At 75.1% G+C, this 21,534-nt stretch carries 1 protein-coding gene; it reads right to left on the reverse strand.

Translation table 11 applies throughout. From position 1 onward, the window contains the following. Positions 1–3: 3 nt before the first annotated feature. On the reverse strand, positions 4–21,534 hold a 21,531-nt coding region (locus ACFC1F_RS05475; RefSeq protein WP_376155892.1), incomplete at its 5' end, for a non-ribosomal peptide synthase/polyketide synthase.

The following is a 21,534-nucleotide window of genomic DNA, read 5'->3' on the forward strand; positions in this document are numbered from 1 at the left end:
GGGTCAGTCCTCCTGATGGGGGGTGGTGTCGCCGGCGGCCCCGGCGAGGCGGGCGGCCAGGACCGGGCCGATCTGGGCCAGCGACCCGGGTTGGGTCATCCGGTCGTGGCGGGTGGTGATGTCGTGCGACTCGATCCGCCCGGCGATGTAGCGCTGCCAGATCCCGGGGCCGGCCGAGTCCTCCGTCCGGTCGATCGTGGAGTTGAACAGCAGCAGGTCACCGTCGAAGCGGCCGGGCGCGTGGGCGATGGCCAGCTTGGCGTTGTTGATCATGATCTCGACGACGGCGCCGATCCGCCGCTCGTCCAGGCAGGCCAGGGCGCTGCCGCGCCGGCCGAGGATCTCGGCGACCTCGGCGTAGGTCAGCGGCCCGTCGCCCAGTTCCTCCGGGTCGACGTCCATGATGCCGACGAGGATGTCCCGCTCGGCGGGCACTGGCACCTCGTCGAAGGAGATGTCCTGCACCGGGTAGGCGTCGAGGACCGCCAGCAGGCCGGTCCGCTCCCCCCTGGCCTGGAACTCGCAGGCGATCGCGTGGGCGATCAGCCCGCCGGCGGACCAGCCGAGCAGGTGGTACGGGCCCTCGGGCTGGACCTTGCGGATCTGGTCGGCGTAGTCGGCCGCCATCTCCTCGTACGACCCGGGCAGGGCCTCCGGGCGCGCGAGGCCGCGGGCCTGGAGGGCGTAGACCGGGCGGTCCGGGCCGATGTGGTTGAGCAGCCCGGAGTACGACCAGCTGATGCCGCCTCCGGGGTGGACGCAGAACAGCGGCGGCAGACTGCCCGTCGGGCGCAGTGGCAGCAGCCCGTCGAAGGCCTCCTCGGGGTCGCTGATGGCCAGGCGTTCCGTCAGACCCGCCACCGTCGGCGCCTCGAACAGGGTGCGCAGGCCCACCTGGACGCCCAGCGTCTCCCGGACGCGGGAGACCAGCCGGGCGGCCAGCAGCGAGTGCCCGCCCAGATCGAAGAAGTCGTCGTCGAGGTGGACCTGCTCCCGGCCGAGGATCTCGGCGAACAGCTCGCACAGCAGCTGTTCCTGCGGGGTGCGGGGGCCGCGGCCGGTGCCCGTCGTGTCGTACGCGGGCGCGGGCAGGGCGGCCCGGTCCAGTTTGCCGTTGGCGGTCAGCGGCAGCCGTTCCAGGGTGACGAACGCCGACGGCACCATGTACTCGGGCAGTTCGCGGCCGAGCCGACGGGCGAGCTCGTCCGGTGCGGGCGCGTCCTCGGCGGCGGGCACCAGGTAGGCGACCAGGCGCTGGTCGCCGGGCTGGTCCTCGCGGACGAGGACGGCCGCCTGGGCGACGCCGGGGCAGGCGGCGAGGACGGCCTCGACCTCGCCGGGTTCGATCCGGAAGCCGCGCAGCTTGACCTGGTCGTCGGCCCGGCCGACGAACTCCAGGGCGCCGTCGGCGAGCCGGCGGACCAGGTCGCCCGTCCGGTACATGCGCTCCCCCGCCTCGAACGGGCAGGCGACGAACCGCTCGGCCGTCAGGCCGGGCCGGCCCAGGTAGCCGCGGGCCACGCCCGCCCCGGCGAGGTACAGCTCGCCGGCCACCCCGGACGGCACCGGTTGCAGTCCGGCGTCGAGGACGTACGCCCGCATGTTCGCCATGGGCCGGCCGATCGGCACGGCCGTGGCGTGCGCGGGGAGTGCGCGGACCCGGTGGTGGGCGCCGAAGGTCGTGGTCTCGGTCGGGCCGTAGCCGTTGACCACGGCGATGTCCGGGCAGGCCGCCAGGACCCGGGCGACGGCCGACGGGGGCACCACGTCACCGCCGGTCCACACCTCGTGGACCCCGGCGAGCAGCTCCGGCCGCTCCTCGGCCACCAGCCGGAACAGTCCGGCGGTCAGCCACAACCCGGTCACCCCGTGCCCGTCGACCGCCGCGGCGAGCAGGTCGAGGTCGAGCCGGCCGGGCGGCGCGACGACGACCCGGCCGCCGCCGAGCAGCGGCACCCAGAACTCGTAGGTCGAGGCGTCGAAGGCCGTCGGCGAGTGCAGCAGCACCCGGTCGTGGCCCCCCTCCCGCCAGCACGGAGCGAGCGCGAGCGCCGCCACGTCGCGGTGGGTGACCCCGACGCCCTTCGGCCGGCCGGTCGAGCCGGAGGTGTACATCACGTACGCCAACTGCCGCGGATCGCAAGAGATCCCGAGGTCCGAGTCGTCGGGCTCGGCCTGACTCAGCGCGGTCAGCACGTCCTCGGTGAGGACCAGCGCGGCGCCGGTCTCCCGGACGATCAGGTCGATCCGGGAGGACGGGAACCGCGGGTCGAGGGGGACGTACGCCCCGCCCGCCTTGACGATCGCCAGGATCGCGACGACCAGCTCCGCGGAGCGTTCCAGCAGCACCGCCACCGGGGTCTCCGGACGCACGCCCTGGCCGGTCAGGGCCCGGGCCAGGCGGTTGGCCCGCCGGTCGAGCTCCCGGTAGGTCAGTTCGCCCGCGCCGGCGACGACCGCGACCGCGTCCGGCGTGGCCGCCACCCGGCGGGCGAAGAGCTCCGGCAGGCCGGCCCCGGGCAGCCCGGCCGCCGTCCGGTTGAACCCGACGAGCAGGTCGTGGCGCTCGTCCCCGGACAGCAGGTCGAGCCGGCCGATCGGCCGCTCCGGCTCGGCGACGGCCGCGCGCAGCAGCCGCGTCCAGCGGGCGACGAGCCGCTCCACGGTCCCCGGGTCGAACAGGTCGGTGGCGTACTCGACCACGCCGAGCACGCCCGCCGGGCTGCCGTCCGGGCCGTACCGCTCGGCCAGGCTGACGGTCAGGTCGACCCGCGCGGTGTCGGTCGGGGCCTCCAGGTAGGAGGTCGCCAGGCCGGGCAGGGTGAACTCGCCGACCGGCGCGTTCTGCAGGGCGAGCATGACCTGGAAGAGCGGGTGGTGGGCCAGGGACCGGGTGGGGTTGACGGCCTCCACCAGGTACTCGAACGGCACGTCCTGGTGAGCGTACGCGGCCAGGGCCTTCTGCCGGACCCGGCCGACCAGTTCGGCGAAGCCGGGGTCGCCGCCGGTGTCGGTGCGCAGCACCAGGGTGTTGACGAAGAACCCGACGAGGTCGTCCAGCGCCTGGTCGGTCCGCCCGGCGATCGGGCTGCCGATCGGGATGTCGGTGCCGGCGCCGAGCCGGGTCAGCAGGGCGGCGAGGCCCGCCTGGAGCACCATGAACATGCTGGCGCCCTGTGCGGTGGCCAGGTCCCGCAGCTCCCGGTGCAGGTCGGCGTCGAGCCGGACGTCGACCCGGCCGCCCCGCTGGGAGGCCTCGGCCGGCCGGGGCCGGTCGGCGGGCAGCCGGACCTGGTCCGGCAGTCCGGCCAACTCCGTCTTCCAGTAGTCGAGTTGCCGGGTGAACAGGCTGTCCCGGTCGGCGGCCTCGCCGAGCAGGTCGCGCTGCCACAGGGTGTAGTCGGCGTACTGGACCGGCAGCGGGGACCACTGCGGCTCCTCGCCCCGGCAGCGCGCCGCGTAGGCCGCGGCGAGGTCCCGGGAGAGCGGGCCCATCGACCAGCCGTCGCCGGCGATGTGGTGGACGACGACGAGCAGCACGTGCCGCTCGGGGGCGAGTGCGAACAGCTCCGCCCGGATCGGCGGTTCGGCGGCCAGGTCGAAGCCGCGCTGGGCGCCCCGCGCGAGCCGCCCGGGCAGACCGGTCTCGTCGAGCTCGACGACCGGGAGCTCCGGGCACGCCTCCGCCGCCCCCAGCACGAGCTGGTACGGCAGCCCGTCCGCCTCGCGCAGGACGGTCCGCAGGCTCTCGTGCCGGGCGGTCACGTCCGCCAGGGCGGCCCGCAGCGCCGACCGGTCGAGCGGGCCGTCCAGGCGCAGCGCGAGCGGCATGTTGTAGGTGGCGCTCGGTCCGTCCATGCGGTGCAGGAACCAGAGGCGGCGCTGGGCGTGGGAGAGCGGGATCCGTCCGGGGCGTGGACGGGCGGTCAGCGCGGGCCGTTCGGTGACGGAGCCGTCGAGGCGGGCTGCCAGGGCGGCCACGGTCGGGTGCTCGAACAGCGTGCGGACCTCCACCTCGGCACCGAGGACCGCCCGGATCCGGGAGGCCAGGCGGGTCGCCAGGAGCGAGTGTCCGCCGAGGTCGAAGAAGCTGTCCTCGACGCCCACCCGGGGCAGCCCGAGCAGGTCGGCGAAGAGTTCGGCGAGCAGCTGCTCCTGCGGGGTGCGCGGCGCCCGCCCGCCGAAGGCAGTCCCCAGGTCGGGGGCGGGAAGGGCGCGGCGGTCGAGCTTGCCGCTGGCGGTGAGCGGCAGCGCGTCCAGGACCACGAAGGCGGAGGGCACGAGGTAGTCGGGCAGGCGCTCGCGCAGTCGGTCGCGGAGTTCGCCGACGAGGGCGCCGCTGGTGCGGCTGCCGGTCGGGCGGTTGGTGAGCGAGGAGAGTGCGGTGCCGGAGGGCCGCGACGGCCGGTAGGCCTCGACGGGGGCGTCCGCCGGTCCGTCGGTGAGGAGCACGTCGAGGGTGTCGGGCGTGCCGGCCGACCAGGTGAGGTCCACTCGGCGGCCGAGGTCCTCGCCGAGGGTGTGGAAGTCCTCCGGGTCGGGCAGGCCGCCGTCGGCCGGGCCGTGCAGTCGCTCCAGCAGCCCGGCCGGCGTGCCGTCCCCGTTCCGCACCGCCCGGGCCAGCCCGGCCTCCTGTGCGACGCGGCGGTTCGGGACGCCGGCGAGGCGCACCGGGCCGGTGCCGGGCCGCCCGAGCAGGTCGCGCAGGTCCGCGAGGCCGGAGACGTCCCGGCCCCAGGTCAGTTCCCGCGGCTCGACCGGTACGGCCGGCTGCTTGTGCAGGGTGACGTCGTAGCGGTAGCGGGTCAGCTCGTTGTGGTGCCGGCCGCGCTTGACCTCCACGGCCACGGCGCCGATGCCGCGGTCGCCGTCACGGTCGCGCAGGACGGTGAAGAAGTCCGGGTCGACCAGGAGCTCCTTCTCCACCTGCAGTGCCTGCTCGACGGCGCGGGCGACCGCGGGCAGGTCGGTGCCGTCGGCGGCCCGGTGCAGCTGGACGGCGGCGGCCAGCGGGCGCAGCAGCCGCAGGTTGCGGACGTCGCCGACGAAGAGCGCGCCGCCGGGGGCGAGCAGCCGCATGAGCTTCCCGATCACGTCCGCGAGGTAGTCGGCGGACGGGAAGTACTGCACCACCGAGTTGATCACGATGGTGTCGAACCGCCCGGCGGGCAGGCCGTCGGTGTCGTGCGCCGGGCGGGTGTGCAGCACGACCCGGTCGGCCAGGTCGTCCCGGCGGGCGACCTGGGCGGCCAGCGCGTCGATCGCGGTGGCGGAGAAGTCCGTCGCCCAGTAGGTCTCGCAGTGCGGTGCGATCTGCGAGAGGAGCAGTCCGGTGCCGACGCCCACCTCCAGCACCCGGCGGGGGCGCAGGGCCAGGATGCGGGCCACGGTGGCGTCCCGCCACTCCCGCATCTGCTCCTCCGGGATCGGGCTGGCGTCGTAACTGCTGTTCCAGCCGACGAAGTTCTGCCCGAAGGGGGCTTCGCCGGGGGTGATGGGCAGGGCGTCGTAGATCTCCCGCCACTCCCCCACGTGGTCGGCTTCCAGGCCGCTGTCCCGGGCGGTGTCCCGGCGCGGGACGACGTAGCCGATGAGCCGGTCGTCCTTGGCGACGACGGCGGCCCGCGCGACGGCGGGGTGCTCGGCCAGGGCGGCCTCGACCTCGCCGGGCTCGACCCGGAAGCCGCGCACCTTCACCTGCTCGTCGGCGCGGCCGACGAACTCCAACTGGCCGTCGGCGAGCCGGCGCACCAGGTCCCCGGTGCGGTACATCCTGGCGCCCGCCGGGCCGAACGGGCAGGCCACGAACCGCCCGGCCGTCAGACCCGGCCGGTTCAGGTAACCGCGCGCCAGCCCCGCGCCCGCGACGTACAGCTCCCCCGGCACACCCGGGGGCACCGGCCGCAGCCGCTCGTCCAACACGTACACCCGCGCGTTGGCGATGGGACGGCCGATGGGCGGCACACCCGGCCCGGGCACGAGCGGGTCGCTCATCGTGGCACAGACCGTGGTCTCCGTCGGGCCGTACGCGTTGACCATCCGCCGGCCCGGCGCCCAGCGCGCCACCAGCTCCGGCGGGCACGCCTCCCCCGCCACCACCAGGGTGGACGCGGTCACCGCGTGCTCCGGCAGGGCCGCGAGGACGGACGGGGGAACGGTCACATGGGTGATGCGGAGGTCCGGGTCGGCCAGCGCGGCGACCGGGTCCGCCGCGGGGGGCAGCACCAGGGCTGCGCCGCGCAGCAGGGCGGTGTAGATCTCCGACACCGAGGCGTCGAAGCTGGGCGAGGCGAACTGGAGCACCCGGCTGCCGGGTTCGATCGCGAACCGCTCGATCTGCCCGGCGACCAGGCTCGCCACACCGCCGTGCCCGACCACGACGCCCTTGGGGCGGCCGGTCGAGCCGGAGGTGTAGATCACGTAGGCCGGGTGCCGGACGTCGATCGCGACGGCGGGGTCGGTCTCCGGCCATGCGGCGGCCCCGGCCACCGTCGCCGGGTCGTCGACCACCACCACCGGGCGGGCGTCCTCCAGCATGAACGCGATCCGCGCCTGCGGGTACGCCGGATCGACGGGGAGGTAGGCGGCCCCGGCCTTCAGCACGCCGAGGACGGCCACGACGGATTCCACCGACCGCGGCAGGGCCACGGCCACCACCTGCTCCGGGCCGACCCCCCGGGCGATCAGGGCATGCGCGAACCGGTTCGCCCGGGCATTGAGCTGACGGTACGTCAACTCGACGCGTCCGCAGACCAGGGCGGTCGCGTCCGGCGTCGCCGCGACCTGCGCGGCGAACGCCTCCGGGACCGGGACGGCCGCCACCTCGCGGGCGGTCTCGTTGCCGCACTCCAGCAGCCGGCGCCGCTCGTCGGCGTCGAGCAGGTCGATGCCTCCGATCGGCTGCTCCGGGTCGGCTGCGACCGCCTCCAGCAGGAGCATCCAGCGCCGGGCCAGCGCGGCGACCGTCGACCGGTCGAACAGGTCGGTCGCGTACTCGACCGCACCGACGATCCCGGCCGGGCCGCCGTCGGGGGCGAACCGCTCGCTCAGGTTGAAGCCGAGGTCGAACTTGGCCGTACCGGTCGGCACGGCGAAGGTGGACGCCCGGAGACCGGGCAGGCCGAGCTCGCCCATCGGGGCGTTCTGCAGGGCCAGGATCGTCTGGAACAGCGGGTGGTGGGCGAGCGAGCGGGACGGGTTCAGCACCTCCACCAGGTGCTCGAACGGCACGTCCTGGTGCGCGTAGGCGGCGAGCGCCGTCTCCCGTACCCGGCCCAGCAGTTCGGCGAAGCCCGGATCACCACTGGTGTCCGTGCGCAGCACCAGGGTGTTGACGAAGAACCCGACCAGCTCGTCCAGCGCCTCGTCGGTACGGCCCGCGATCGGGCTCCCGATCGCGATGTCCGTCCCCGCACCCAGCCGGGTGTACAACGCGGCCAGGCCCGCCTGCAGCACCATGAACAGACTCGCACCCGAACGCCGCGCCAACTCCACGAGGGAGGCATGCAGTTCGGGAGCCAGCTCCAGGAGGACCTGGTCACCCCGGTAGCTCGCGACGGCCGGACGCGGCCGGTCTGCGGGCAGCGGGAGCCGCTCGGGAAGGTCGGCCAACTGCTCGCTCCAGTAGCCGAGTTGTTCGGCGAAGCGGCTCTCCGGGTCGGCCGGGTCGCCGAGCAGCTCGCGCTGCCACAGGGTGTAGTCGGCGTACTGCACCGGCAGAGCGGCCCACTTCGGCCCGCCACCCCCGCACCTGGCGGCGTACGCCGCGGCCAGGTCGCGCGCCAGCGGTCCGGTGGACCAGCCGTCGCCCGCGATGTGGTGCATCACCACCAGCAGCAGGTGGTCCTCCGGCGCGAGCACGAACAGCTCGGCCCGCAGCGGCGGTTCCGTCGCCAGGTCGAACGGCTGCCGGGCCGCCTCACCCAGCCGCTGCGCCAGCTCGTCCTCGCCGACCTCGGCCGTCCGCACCCGCGGCCGGGCCTCGGCCGGGTCCAGGACCTGCTGGCAGGGCACCCCGTCGACCTCGGGGAACACCGTGCGCAGGCTCTCGTGCCGGGCCGAGACATCGGCCAGCGCCTGGTCCAGCGCCGCCCGGTCCAGCGTTCCGGAGAGCCGTAGCGCCAGCGGGATGTTGTAGGTGGCGGAGGCGCCCTCCATCCGGTGCAGGAACCAGAGCCGGCGCTGCGCGAAGGACAGCGGCACGGTCTGCGGCCGCCGCCGGGCGGCCAGGGCCGGCCGGGCCTGGCCCGCCCCGGCGAGCAGCGCCGCCAGGCCGGCCACGGTCGGCGCCTCGAAGAGGGCGCGCAGCCCGACCTCGACGCCGAGCACGGTGCGCACCCGCGCGACCAGGCGGGTGGCGAGCAGCGAGTGCCCGCCGAGGTCGAAGAAGCTGTCGTCCGCGCCGACCTCGGTCACGCCGAGCACCTCGGCGAAGAGTTCGGCGAGCAGCTGCTCCTGCGGGGTCCGCGGCGTGCGGCCGCCGGCGGTGCCGTTGCCGGTGAGGTCCGGCACGGGGAGGGCGTGGCGGTCCAGCTTGCCGCTCGGTGTCAGCGGCAGCGCCTCCAGCACGGCGAAGACGGCCGGTACCAGGTACTCGGGCAGCCGGCCGAGCAGGTGGCCGCGCAGCTGTGCCGGGGTGGGTGCGGTGTCCCGGCACGGGACGACGTAGCCGATCAGCCGGTCGTCCTTGGCGACGACGGCGGCCCGCGCGACGGCGGGGTGCTCGGCCAGGGCGGCCTCGACCTCGCCGGGCTCGACCCGGAAGCCGCGCACCTTCACCTGCTCGTCGGCGCGGCCGACGAACTCCAACTGGCCGTCGGCAAGCCGGCGCACCAGGTCCCCGGTGCGGTACATCCTGGCGCCCGCCGGACCGAACGGGCAGGCCACGAACCGCCCGGCCGTCAGACCCGGCCGGTTCAGGTAACCGCGCGCCAGCCCGGCGCCCGCGACGTACAGCTGCCCCGGCACGCCCGGGGGCACCGGCCGCAGCCCCTCGTCCAACACGTACACCCGGGTGTTCGCGACCGGCCGGCCGATCGGCGGCACACCCGGCCCGGGCACGAGCGGGTCGCTCATCGTCGCGGCCACCGTGGTCTCCGTCGGGCCGTACGCGTTGACCATCCGCCGGCCCGGCGCCCAACGCGCCACCAGCTCCGGCGGACAGGCCTCGCCGCCCACCACCAGCGTGGCCGCCGCGGGCTCCGCGTCGCCCAGCGCGCCCAGCGCCGAGGGCGGCAGGATCACGTGCGTGATACCGAGGCCGTCGTCGGTCAGCGCCTCCAGCGGCGCCTCGGCCGGGGCCAGCACCAGCGTGGCGCCGGTCAGCAGGGCGCTGCAGAGGTCCCAGAACGACGCGTCGAAGCTGGGCGAGGCGAACTGGAGCACCCGGCTGCCGGGCCCGACGGCGAGCCGCTCGACCTGGGTGGCGACCAGGCTCGCCACACCGCCGTGCCCGACCACGACGCCCTTGGGCCGGCCGGTCGAGCCCGAGGTGTAGATCACGTACGCCGGGTGCCGGGCGTCCAGGGCCACCGCCGGGTCGCCCGCCGGGAAGCCGTCCGTCTCCCGTACCGCCGCGGGGTCGTCGACCACCACGACCGGCGAGGCGTCCGCCAGCATCAGGTCGATCCGCGACTGCGGGTACGCCGGGTCCACCGGCAGGTAGGCGGCCCCGGCCTTGAGCGTGCCCAGGACGGCCACCACCCACTCGACGGACCGCGGCAGGGCCACGGCCACCAGCTGCTCCGGCCTCACCCCGCGCGCGATCAGCGAGTGGGCGAACCGGTTCGCCATGACGTCGAGTTGACGGTACGTCAGTTCAATACGGTCGACGGAGACCAGTGCGATGTCCTCCGGCGCCGCGGCGACCCTCGCCGCGAACATGGCCGGCACGTCGCGCTCCCGGACCTCCCGCGCGGTGTCGTCGGCGCCGGCCAGCAGATCGCGGCGCTCCTCCTCGCCGAGCACGTCGAGCGCGCCGATCGGCTTCCCGGGGTCGGCGGCGGCCTCGGCCAGCAGCCGGACCCAGCGGGTGAACAGCAGCTCGACGGTCCGCCGGTCGAACAGGTCGGTGCTGTACTCGACCATGCCGGTCAGGCCCGCCGGGGTTCCGTCGGGGCGGCGGTTCTCCGCGAGGCTGAAGGTCAGGTCGAGCCGTGAGGTCCCGGTCGGCACCGCGAGTCCGGAGACCTCCAGTCCGGGCAGGGCGAAGTCGCCGCCCGGCGCGTTCTGCACGGCCAGCATGGTCTGGAACAGCGGGTGGTAGGCGAGCGAGCGGGACGGGTTCAGCACCTCCACCAGGTGCTCGAACGGCACGTCCTGGTGCGCGTAGGCGGCGAGCGCCGTCTCCCGTACCCGGCCCAGCAGTTCGGCGAAGCCCGGATCACCACTGGTGTCCGTGCGCAGCACCAGGGTGTTGACGAAGAACCCGACCAGCTCGTCCAGCGCCTCGTCCGTACGGCCCGCGATCGGGCTCCCGATCGCGATGTCCGTCCCTGCACCCAGCCGGGTGTACAACGCGGCCAGGCCCGCCTGCAGCACCATGAACAGACTCGCACCCGAACGCCGCGCCAACTCCACGAGGGAGGCATGCAGTTCCGCGTCGATGCGGACGTCGAGCCAGTCTCCGGCGTAGGACGCCGCCGCCGGGCGGGGCCGGTCGACCGGCAGCCGCAGCTGCTCGGGCAGTCCGGTCAGTGCCTCGGCCCAGTAGCCGACCTGGCGGGCGAAGACGCTGTCCGTGTCCGACTCCTCACCGAGGATCTCGTGCTGCCACAGCGTGTAGTCGGCGTAACTCACCGGCAGCGCCGCCCAGTCGGGCGTCCCGCCGCTCCTGCGGCTGGTGTACGCGGTGGCGAGGTCACGTGACAGCGGGCCGAGCGACCAGCCGTCGCCCGCGATGTGGTGCATCACCACCAGCAGCACGTGCTCGTCCGGCGCGAGCACGAATAGCTCGGCGCGCAGGGGCACTTCGGCCGTCAGGTCGAAGCCGCGCACCGCCGACTCGCGCAGCAGGGCCGGTACCTCGGCCGCACCGGCTGCGCGCACCGTCAGCGGGACGGCCACCTCGGCCGCGTCCACGACCCGCTGGTGCGGGACGCCGGCGGTGTGCGGGAAGACCGTGCGGAGGGTCTCGTGCCGCGCCATCACGTCCGCCAGCGCGGTGCCGAGGGCCTCCCGGTCCAGTTCGCCGGACAGCCGCAGGGCCAGCGGCATGTGGTACGTGGCACTCGGCGCCCCGAACTGCTGGAGGAACCAGAGCCGGCGCTGCCCGTAGGAGAGCGGCATGGGGTCGCGGCGCGGCATGGGCAGCAGCGCCTGCCGGGCCGCCCCGGCCTCGGCCAGCCGGACCGCGAGGCCGGCCGGTGTCGGGGTCCGGAACAGGTCGCGCAGCTCCAGCTCGACCCCGAGGGTCGCCCGGACCCGCGACACCAGCCGGGTGGCGAGCAGCGAGTGCCCGCCGAGGTCGAAGAAGTCGTCCTCGACCCCGGCCCGCGCCAGGCCCAGCACCTCGGCGAACAGCTCGCAGAGGATCTGCTCCTGCGGGGTGCGGGGCTCCCGGCCGCTCGTCGTGACCGTCGGCTCGGGTGCGGGCAGCGCGGCGCGGTCCAGCTTGCCGTTGGGCGTCAGTGGCAGTGCGTCGAGCAGCACGAATGCGGACGGCACCATGTAGTCGGGCAACCGGTCGCGCAGGTGTGCCGACAGTTCCGCCGCGGTGGCCGGACTCTGGGCCGAGGGCACCGCGTACGCGACGATCCTGGTCTCGCCCGGCCGGTCCTCGCGGGCGAGTACGGCGGCCTGGGCGAGGCCGGGGTGCGCCGTCAGCTCGGCCTCGATCTCGCCCGGCTCGATCCGGAACCCGCGGACCTTCACCTGGTGGTCCACCCGGCCGGCGAACTCCAGCTCGCCGTCGGCGCGCCAACGGACCAGGTCTCCGGTGCGGTACATCCTCGCGCCCGCCGGACCGTACGGGTCGGCGACGAAGCGGCCGGCGGTGAGCCCGGGCCGGTTCAGGTAGCCGCGGGCGAGCCCGGACCCGGCGAGGTACAGCTCGCCCAGCACACCGGGGGCGACCGGCCGCAGCGCCGCATCCAGCACGTACGCCCGGCAGTTGGCGATCGGACGGCCGATCGGCACCGGCAGCGGGCAGTCGGCCGGATCGGCCGGCAGCGGGTAGGCGGTGATGACGTGGGTCTCGGCGGGGCCGTAGTGGTTGTGCAGCACCCGGCCCGGCCGGCGCTCCTGGAAGCGGCGCACGGCACCACCGAGGCGCATCGCCTCACCGGCCTGGGCCACCAGCCGCAGGCTCGGCAGCTCCAGCCCGGCCTCCTCGGCGGCCTCGGCCAGCGCCTCGACCACCAGGTTGGGCGCGAACAGCTCCGCGACCCGGTTCCGGTCCAGCCAGTGCGCGAACAGCTCGGCGCTGCGGCGCTGCTCCTCGGTCGGCACCACCAGGGTCTTGCCGTACAGCAGCGCGGAGAGCACCTCCTGCACCGAGACGTCGAAGCTGATCGCGGTGAACTGCGCGGTGCGCGTGCCCGGTTCGCCACCGACGGCCTCGTGGTGCCACTCCAGCAGGTTCAGCAGCCCGGCGGCGGGCATCACCACGGCCTTGGGCCGGCCGGTGGAGCCGGAGGTGTAGATGACGTAGGCCGGGTGCCGGGCGTCCACGGCGACGGCCGGATCGTGCTCCGGCTGCCCGCCGGACGGCTCGACGGCCGCGAGGTCGTCGAGCACGACGGCCGGCCGGGCGTCCTCCAGCATGTACGCGATGCGGGCGGCCGGGTAGTCCGGGTCGATCGGCAGGTACGCCGCGCCCGTCTTGAGCACCGCGAGGACGGCGACCACCAGCTCGGCCGAGCGCGGCAGCCGCAGGGCGACGACCTGCTCCGGGCCCACCCCGCGGGCGATCAGGGCGTGTGCCAGCCGGTTGGCCCGGCGGTTCAGCTCGCGGTACGTCAGCACGCGGGGCATCGGCTCACCGGCCTCGAACACCACCGCCTCGGCCTCCGGGGTCGCCCGGACCTGCGCCTCGAACAGCGCCGGCAGAGTGGTGACGGGTGCCGGGCGGGCGGTGTCGTTGCGCGCGACCAGCAGCTCGTGCCGCTCCTCGGCGGTGAGGACGTCGATCCGGCTCAGCGGCCGGTCGGGCTCGGAGACCACCGCCGCCAGCAGCCGCAGCCAGCGGGCCACCAGCGCCTCCACCGTGGCGTGGTCGAACAGGTCGGTGCTGTACTCGACCCGCCCGACGATGCCCCCGGCCGGGCCGCCGGTGCCGCCGCGCTCCAGCAGGTGGAAACCGAGGTCGAACATCGCCGTGGGCGTGCGCACCGGCAGGATCTCGGCGCTCAGACCGGTCAGCGCGAACTCGGTGCGCGGCACGTTCTGCAGGGCGAGCAGCACCTGGAACAGCGGCTGGCGGGCGAGCGACCGGGACGGGTTGAGGGCCTCGACGAGGTGTTCGAACGGCAGGTCCTGGTGCGCGTACGCGCCGAGGGCGCCATCCCGGACCCGGACCAGCAGTTCGGCGAAGGACGGATCGCCGCTCGTGTCCGTACGGAACACCAGGGTGTTCACGAAGAACCCGACCAGGTCGTCCACAGCCTGGTCCGTCCGGCCGGCGATCAGACTGCCGACCGGGATGTCCGTGCCCGCGCCGAGCTTGTCCAGCAGGGCCGCCAGCGCGGCCTGGAGCACCATGTAGACGCTGGCCCCGCGCTCCCGGCCCAGGGCCACCAGCGCACCGTGAAGCTCCGGGTCCAGGTCGACCGTCAGGTGTCCGCCGCGGTAGGAGGTGGTCGCCGGGCGGGGCCGGTCGGCGGGCAGCCGGATCTGCTCGGGAAGGCCGGCCAGCCGCTCCGTCCAGTAGGCCGACTGCCGGGCGGACAGGCTCGCGGGGTCGGCGACGTCCCCGAGCAGCCGGTCGTGCCACAGGGTGTAGTCGGCGTACTGCACCGGCAGCGGCGCCCACTGCGGCTCCTCGCGCCGGCGGCGCGCCGCGTACGCGGTGGCCAGGTCGGCGGCCAGCGGGCCCAGCGACCAGCCGTCGCCGGCGATGTGGTGCACCACCAGGAGCAGCACGTGCTCGTCGGCGGAGAGTTCGAACACCTCGGCACGCAGCGGCGGTTCGGCCGCGAGGTCGAAGCCCCGCGCCGCGGCCCCGGCCAGCAGGGCGGGCAGCTCCGCCTCGTCCACGGGCGTGACCGGCAGTTCCGGCCGCACCTCCCCGGCGGCCAGCACCTTCTGGTACGGCACGCCGTCGACCGCGGGGAAGACCGTGCGCAGGGTCTCGTGCCGGTCGACGACGTCGCCGAGCGCCTCCGCCAGGGCCGCCGGGTCCAGCGGCCCGGTGAGCCGCCACGCCAGCGGGATGTTGTAGATCGGCCCGGCGCCCTCCAGCTGGTGCAGGAACCAGAGCCTGCGCTGGGCGGACGACAGCGGGACCAGCTCGGGCCGTTCGGCCCGCTCCAGGGCGAGCCGGGCCCGGCCGGCGCCGCCCAGTCCGGCGGCCAGCCCGGCCACCGTCGGGGTCCGGAACAGGGTGTGCAGCGCCAGTTCCCGGCCCAGGGTCGCGCGGACCCGGGCCACCAGCCGGGTGGCCAGCAGGGAGTGCCCGCCCAGGTCGAAGAAGTCGTCGTCGACGCCGACCTGCGGCAGGCCCAGCACCTCGGCGAACAGTCCGGCCAGCACCTGCTCCTGGGAGGTGCGCGGCGCCCGGGCGGCGCTCGACACGGTGAACTCGGGCTCGGGCAGGGCGCGCCGGTCGAGCTTGCCGTTGGTGTTCAGCGGCAGGGCGTCGAGGGAGACGAACGCGGCGGGCACCATGTAGTCCGGCAGCCGCTCGCGAAGGTGCGCCCGCAGCTCCTCCGGCCGCGGCTCCGCCCCGGCGGCGGGCACCAGGTAGGCGACCAGCCGGGTGTCCTGCGCCCGGTCCTTCCGGGCGGTCACCGCGACCTGGCCGACCTGCGGGTGTTCGGCGAGGGCGGTCTCGATCTCGCCGAGTTCGATCCGGAAGCCGCGCACCTTGACCTGGTCGTCGGCGCGGCCGACGTACTCCAGCTGGTTGTCGGGGCGCCGGCGTACCAGGTCGCCGGTGCGGTACATCCTGGCGCCCGCCGGTCCGAACGGACAGGCGACGAACCGTGCGGCGGAGAGCCCGGGCCGGTTCAGGTAGCCGCGGGCCAGGCCCGGGCCGGCGAGGTACAGCTCCCCGGTCACGCCGGGCGCCACCAGACCCAGCCGCTCGTCCAGCACGTACCCGCGGAGCCCGGCGACGACACGGCCGATCGGCGGCACACCGGAGCCGGGCGTCAGCAGCTCGCTGATCGTCGCGACGACCGTGGTCTCGGTCGGACCGTACGCGTTGATCATCCGCCGTCCCGGCGCCCAGCGCGTCACCAGCTCCGGCGGGCAGGCCTCGCCCGCCACCGCCAGCGTCGGCACGTCCACCGCGTCCGGTGTCAGCGCGGCCAGCACCGACGGCGGCACGGTCGCGTGGGTGAGCGCGAGGCCCGGACCGGTCAGCGCGGCGACCGGCTCGGCCGCGGGCGCGAGCACCAGGGTGGCGCCGGTGGACAGGGCGCCGAGGACGTCCCACAGGGAGACGTCGAAGCTGGGCGAGGAGAACTGGAGCACCCGGCTTCCGGCGTCGATGCCGAGCCGGTCGACCTGCGCGGCCACCATGGCCGGCACACCCGCGTGGCTCACCACCACGCCCTTGGGCTGTCCGGTGGAGCCGGAGGTGTAGATCACGTACGCCGCGTTCCGGGCGTCCACCGCGACGACCGGGTCGGTCTGCGGCCACTCCGGTGCCGCAGCCGCCCCGGCGACCGCCGCCGGGTCGTCGACCACCACGCTCGGCCGGGCGTCCTCCAGCATGAAGGCGATCCGCGACTGCGGGTACGCCGGGTCCACGGGCAGGTAGGCGGCGCCCGCCTTCAACACGCCCAGGACCGCCACGACGAACTCCGCCGACCGCGGCAGCGCCAGCGCCACCAGCTGCTCCGGCCCCACCCCACGGGCGATCAGTGAGTGCGCGAACCGGTTCGCCCGGGCGTTGAGTTGACGGTACGTCAGCTTTGCGTCCGCGGAGTCCAGCGCGACGGCCTCCGGAGTGGCCGCCACCTGCGCCGTGAAGGCCTCCAGCAGGCTGCCGGCCGCCGCCCTGCCCTCGGCGGCGGGCAGCAGCTCGCGGCGCTCCTCGGCGGACAGCAGGTCCAGACGGCCGATCCGCCGGCCCGGGTCGGCGACGGCCGCGGTCAGCAGCCGCACCAGGCGCGCGACCATCGTCTCCACGGTGCCCCGGTCGTACAGGTCGCTCGCGAACTGGACGGACGTGTCGATCCCGGCCGGCGATCCGTCCTCGGTCTGCCGCTCGGCCAGCGAGAGGACCAGGTCGAACTTGGACGTGGTGGCGCTCAGTTCCAGCTCGGCGACCCGCAGGCCGGGCGGGGCGAACTCGGCCCGGGCGTTGTTCTGCAGCACCAGCATGACCTGGAACAGCGGGTGGTGGGAGAGCGACCGGGACGGGTTGAGGGCCTCGACCAGGTACTCGAACGGCAGGTCCTGGTGCGCGTACCCGGCGAGCGCGGTGTCCCGCACCCGGCCGAGCAGCTCGGTGAAGGTCGGGTCGCCCGAGGTGTCGGTGCGAAGCACGAGGGTGTTCACGAAGAAGCCGACCAGGTCGTCCACGGCCTCGTCGGTCCGCCCGGCGGTGAGGCTGCCGACCGGGACGTCCTCGCCCGCGCCGAGCCTGCTCAGCAGGGCCGCCAGCCCGGCCTGCAGCACCATGAACAGACTGGTGCCGTTGGTGCGGGCGAGCTCGCGCAGCCCGCGGTGCAGTTCCGCGTCCAGGCCGGCCCGCACGTGGCCGCCCCGGTGCGAGGCGACCGCCGGGCGGGGCCGGTCGACGGGCAGCTGGATCTGCTCCGGGAGACCGGCCAGCCGGCTCTTCCAGTAGGCCGCCTGGCGGGCGAACGGACTGTCGCTGTCGGTGGCCTCGCCGAGCAGCTCGTGCTGCCACAGGGTGTAGTCGGCGTACTGGACCGGCAGCGGTTCCCGTCGCGGCTCCTCGCCCCGGCAGCGGGCCGCGTAGGCCGCGGTGAGGTCGGCGGCCAGCGGGCCGAGCGACCAGCCGTCGCCGGCGATGTGGTGGAGCACCAGCAGCAGCACGTGCTCGTCCGGCGCCAGCTCGAACAGCTCGGCGTGCAGCGGGAGTTCGGTCTCCAGATCGAAGCGGTGGGCCTGCGCCGCCGTGAGCAGCCCGGCGAGCTCGGCCTCGGTCGTCCGGCGGACGGACGGCCCCGGGCGGGCCGCCGCGACGTCCAGCACCTGCTGGTACGGCACGCCGTCCACCGTCGGGAACACCGTTCGCAGGCTCTCGTGCCGGGCCACCGTGTCCGTCAGTGCCGCGTTCAGCGCCTCCCGGTCGAGCGGGCCGGACAGCCGCCACGCCAGCGGGATGTTGTAGTTCCCGCTGGCGCCCTCCAGTTGGTGGAGGAACCACAGCCGCCGCTGCGCGAACGACAGCGGGATCCGCTCGGGCCGCCGGTACGGTGCCAGCGCCGCCTGGGCCGGTCCGGCCGCGACCAGGGCCGCGGCCAGAGCGGCCGGGGTCGGCGCCTCGAACAGGGTGCGCAGCGCCATCTCCACGCCGAGGGTGGAGCGGATCCGGGCGGCCAGGCGGGTGGCCAGCAGCGAGTGCCCGCCCAGGTCGAAGAAGCCGTCCTCGACGCCCACCGACGCCACGCCGAGGATCTCCACGAACAGCTCGCAAAGGATCTGCTCCTGCGGGGTGCGAGGCGCGCGGCCGACCGCCGCCGGGGCGAGGTCCGGGGCGGGCAGGGCCCGGTGGTCCAGCTTGCCGTTGGCGGTCAGCGGCAGCGTGTCCAGCACGACGAAGGCCGACGGCACCATGTGTTCCGGCAGCCGCTCGGCGAGGTGTCCGCGCAGGCCGGCCGGGCGCGGCGCGGCGCCCGCGGCCGGCACCAGGTAGGCGACCAGCCGGGTGTCGTCGGCCCGGTCCTGCCGGGCCAGGACGGCGACCTGGGCGACGTCGGGGTGCGCGGCCAGCGCCGCCTCGATCTCGCCGAGCTCGATCCGGAAGCCGCGCACCTTCACCTGCTGGTCGGCCCGGCCGACGTAGCGCAGGCTGCCGTCCCCGGCACGGCGCACCACGTCGCCGCTGCGGTACATCCGGGAGCCGGCCGGCCCGAAGGGGTCGGCGACGAACCGCCCGGCGGTCAGGCCGGGCCGGTTCAGGTAGCCGCGGGCCAGGCCGGGGCCCGCCACGTACAGCTCGCCGGGCACCCCCGGGGCCACCGGTCGCAGGCCGTCGTCGAGCACGTACGTCCGCAGGTCCGGGAGGGGCGCGCCGATCCGGCCGGCGGCGGTGACGGACCGGTCGAGCGCCGCGTACGTGACGTGCACGGTGGTCTCGGTGATCCCGTACATGTTGACCAGCCGCGGCGCGTCCTCCGGGTGCCGCTCGTACCAGCTCGCCAGCCGGGCGTGTTCCAGCGCCTCACCGCCGAACACCACCGTGCGCAGGGCGAGTTCGCGCGGGTGCTCGGCGTCCGCCTGCATCAGCTGGTAGAAGGCGGACGGCGTCTGGTTGAGCACCGTCACCCGCTCGCGGACGAGGAGGTCCAGGAACCGGCCGGGCGAGCGGCTGGTCTCGTGGTCCACGACCACGAGGCGGCCGCCGTGCAGGAGCGGGCCCCACAGCTCCCAGACCGAGAAGTCGAAGGCGTAGGAGTGGAAGAGGGTCCAGACGTCGTCGGCGGTGAAGCCGAACAGCTCCTCCGTCGTCCGGAACAGGCGCACCACGTTGCGGTGCGGGACCACCACGCCCTTGGGGTTGCCGGTGGATCCGGAGGTGTGGATGACGTAGGCGGGGTGGCCGGGGTCGACGGTGGTCCCGGGGTCCGTGTCCGGCTGCCCGTCCAGGTCGACGGCGTCCAGCAGCAGCCGGTCCACGTGGTCCGCCCCCGGCAGCCCGCCGGTCCGGCTCGTCGTCACGAGCAGCGCGGGCCGGGTGTCCTGGAGCAGGTAGGCGATCCGGGCGGCCGGGTAGGCCGGGTCGACCGGGACGTAGGCGCCGCCGGCCTTGAGCACCGCGAGGACGGCCACGACCAGCTCCGCCGAGCGCGGCAGGGCCAGCGCGACCATCCGCTCCGGGCCGACGCCCCGGTCGATCAGCGCGTGCGCGAGCCGGTTGGCGCGGGCGTTCAACTCTCCGTACGTCAGCGTGACTTCGCCGTCCGTGAGGGCGACCGCGGCCGGGGTCGCCCGCACCTGCTGCTCGAACAGCGCGGTCAGGCTGCTCTCCGGCTCTTCCCCGCTCCGGTCGGCGTCGGCCGGGATCAGCGCGCGGAGCTCGTCGGCGGACAGCACGTCCACCTGGCCGATCCGTCGGCCGGGGTCGGCGACGACGGCCCGCAGCAGCCGCAGCCACCGGTCGACGATCCCCGCCACGGTGGCCCCGTCGAACAGGTCGGTGCTGTACTCGACCACGCCCGAGAGCCCGTCGGGCTGTTCGGCCAGGATGAAGGTCAGGTCGCACTTGGCCGTCCCGGTGTGCACCAGGTCGGTCGCCACCCGCAGCCCCGGCAGGTCGAAGGTCCCGAGCGGCGCGTTCTGCAGGGCGAGCATGGTCTGGAACAGGGGGTGGTGCGCCAGCGTCCGGGTCGGGTTCAGCGCCTCCACGAGGTGCTCGAACGGCACGTCCTGGTGCGCGTACGCGGCCAGCGCGTCGGAGCGCACCCGGCCCAGGAGTTCGGTGAACGACGGGTCGCCGGAGAGGTCGGTGCGCAGCACCAGGGTGTTGACGAAGAAGCCGACCAGGTCGTCCAGGGCCTCGTCGGTGCGGCCGGCGATCGGGGTGCCGATCGGGACGTCGGTGCCCGCGCCGAGCTTGCCCAGTAGGGCGGCCAGCCCGGCCTGGAGCACCATGAAGAGGCTCGCCCCGCCGTCCCGGGCGAGCGCGCGCAGGCCCTGGTGCAGCTCGGCGTCGATCCGCACCGGCAGGTGGGCGCCCCGGTAGGACATCGCCGCCGGCCGGGGCCGGTCGAAGGGCAGCTCGACCTGCTCGGGCAGGTCCGCGAGCTGCTCCCGCCAGTGGGCCAGTTGGCCGCTCAGCAGGCTGCCCGGGTCGGAGCCCTCGCCGAGCAGCTCGCGCTGCCAGAGCGCGTAGTCGGCGTACTGGACCGGCAGCGGCGACCACTCCGGCTTCGCCCCCTCGGCGCGGGCCGCGTAGGCGGTCGTGAGGTCCCGTGAGAGCGGGCCCGCCGACCAGCCGTCACCGGCGATGTGGTGCACCACCAGGAGCAGCACGTACGCGTCGGCCGCCGTCCGGAACAGCTCGGCGTGCAGCGGCGGTTCCTCGGAGAGCTCGAAGCCGTGCCTGGCCGCCTCCGCCAGCCGGTCCGGCAGGTCACGCTCGCCGACCTCGGTCACCCGCAGCCGCGGCCGGGCCCCGTCGAGGTCCAGCACCCGCTGGCACGGCACGCCGTCGAACACCGGGAAGACCGTGCGCAGGCTCTCGTGCCGCTCGACCACGTCCGCCAGGGCGGCCTCCAGGGCCCGCTGGTCCAGGTTTCCGGACAGCCGCAGCGCCAGCGGGATGTTGTACGTGGCGCTCGGGCCCTCCATGCGGTGTAGGAACCACAGTCGGCGCTGTGCGAAGGACAGCGGGATCGCCTCGGGGCGCTCGCGCCGCCCCAGCGCCGGGCGCGCCCGGCCCGCGACGTCCACCGCCGCGGCCAGTTCCGCCACCGTCGGCGCGTCGAAGAGGTCGCTCAGCCTCAGCTCCACGCCCAGTACCGACCGCGCCCGGGCGACCAGCCGGGTGGCCAGCAGGGAGTGCCCGCCGAGGTCGAAGAAGTTGTCGTCCGCGCCGACCTCCAGCACGCCGAGCACCTCGGCGAACAGCCCGGCGAGCAGGTGCTCGGTCGCGGTGCGCGGGGCGCGGCCCGGGTCGGCGGGCTGCCGGTCGGGCGCGGGAAGGGCCCGCCGGTCGAGCTTGCCGTTCGGGGTCAGGGGCAGGGCGTCCAGCACCACGAAGGCCGACGGCACCATGTGCTTGGGCAGCCGTTCCCGCAGGTGTTCGCGCAGGGCGGCGTCGGTGACCGTCGTGCCGGGCTCGGGGACGGCGTAGGCGACCAGCCGGGGCTCCTCCTCGGTGCGCACCGTGACGGCGGCCCGGGCGACCCGCGGGTGCTCGGTGAGGACGGCCTCGATCTCGCCGAGCTCGACGCGGAAGCCGCGGATCTTGACCTGGTCGTCCGTGCGGCCGAGGAACTCCAGATTCCCGGCCGCGTCCCAGCGCACCAGGTCCCCGGTGCGGTACATCCGGGAGCCGGTCGGTCCGGAGGGGTCGGCGACGAAGCGTCCGGCGGTCAGGCCGGGCCGGTTCAGGTAGCCGCGGGCCAGGCCCGCGCCCGCGATGTACAGCTCGCCCGGCACACCGGCCGGCACCGGCCGCAGGGCGCCGTCGAGCACGTACAGCCTCGCGTTGGTCACCGGCCGGCCGATGAC

The organism is Kitasatospora sp. NPDC056181 (assembly GCF_042266225.1).
Lineage (GTDB): Bacteria > Actinomycetota > Actinomycetes > Streptomycetales > Streptomycetaceae > Kitasatospora.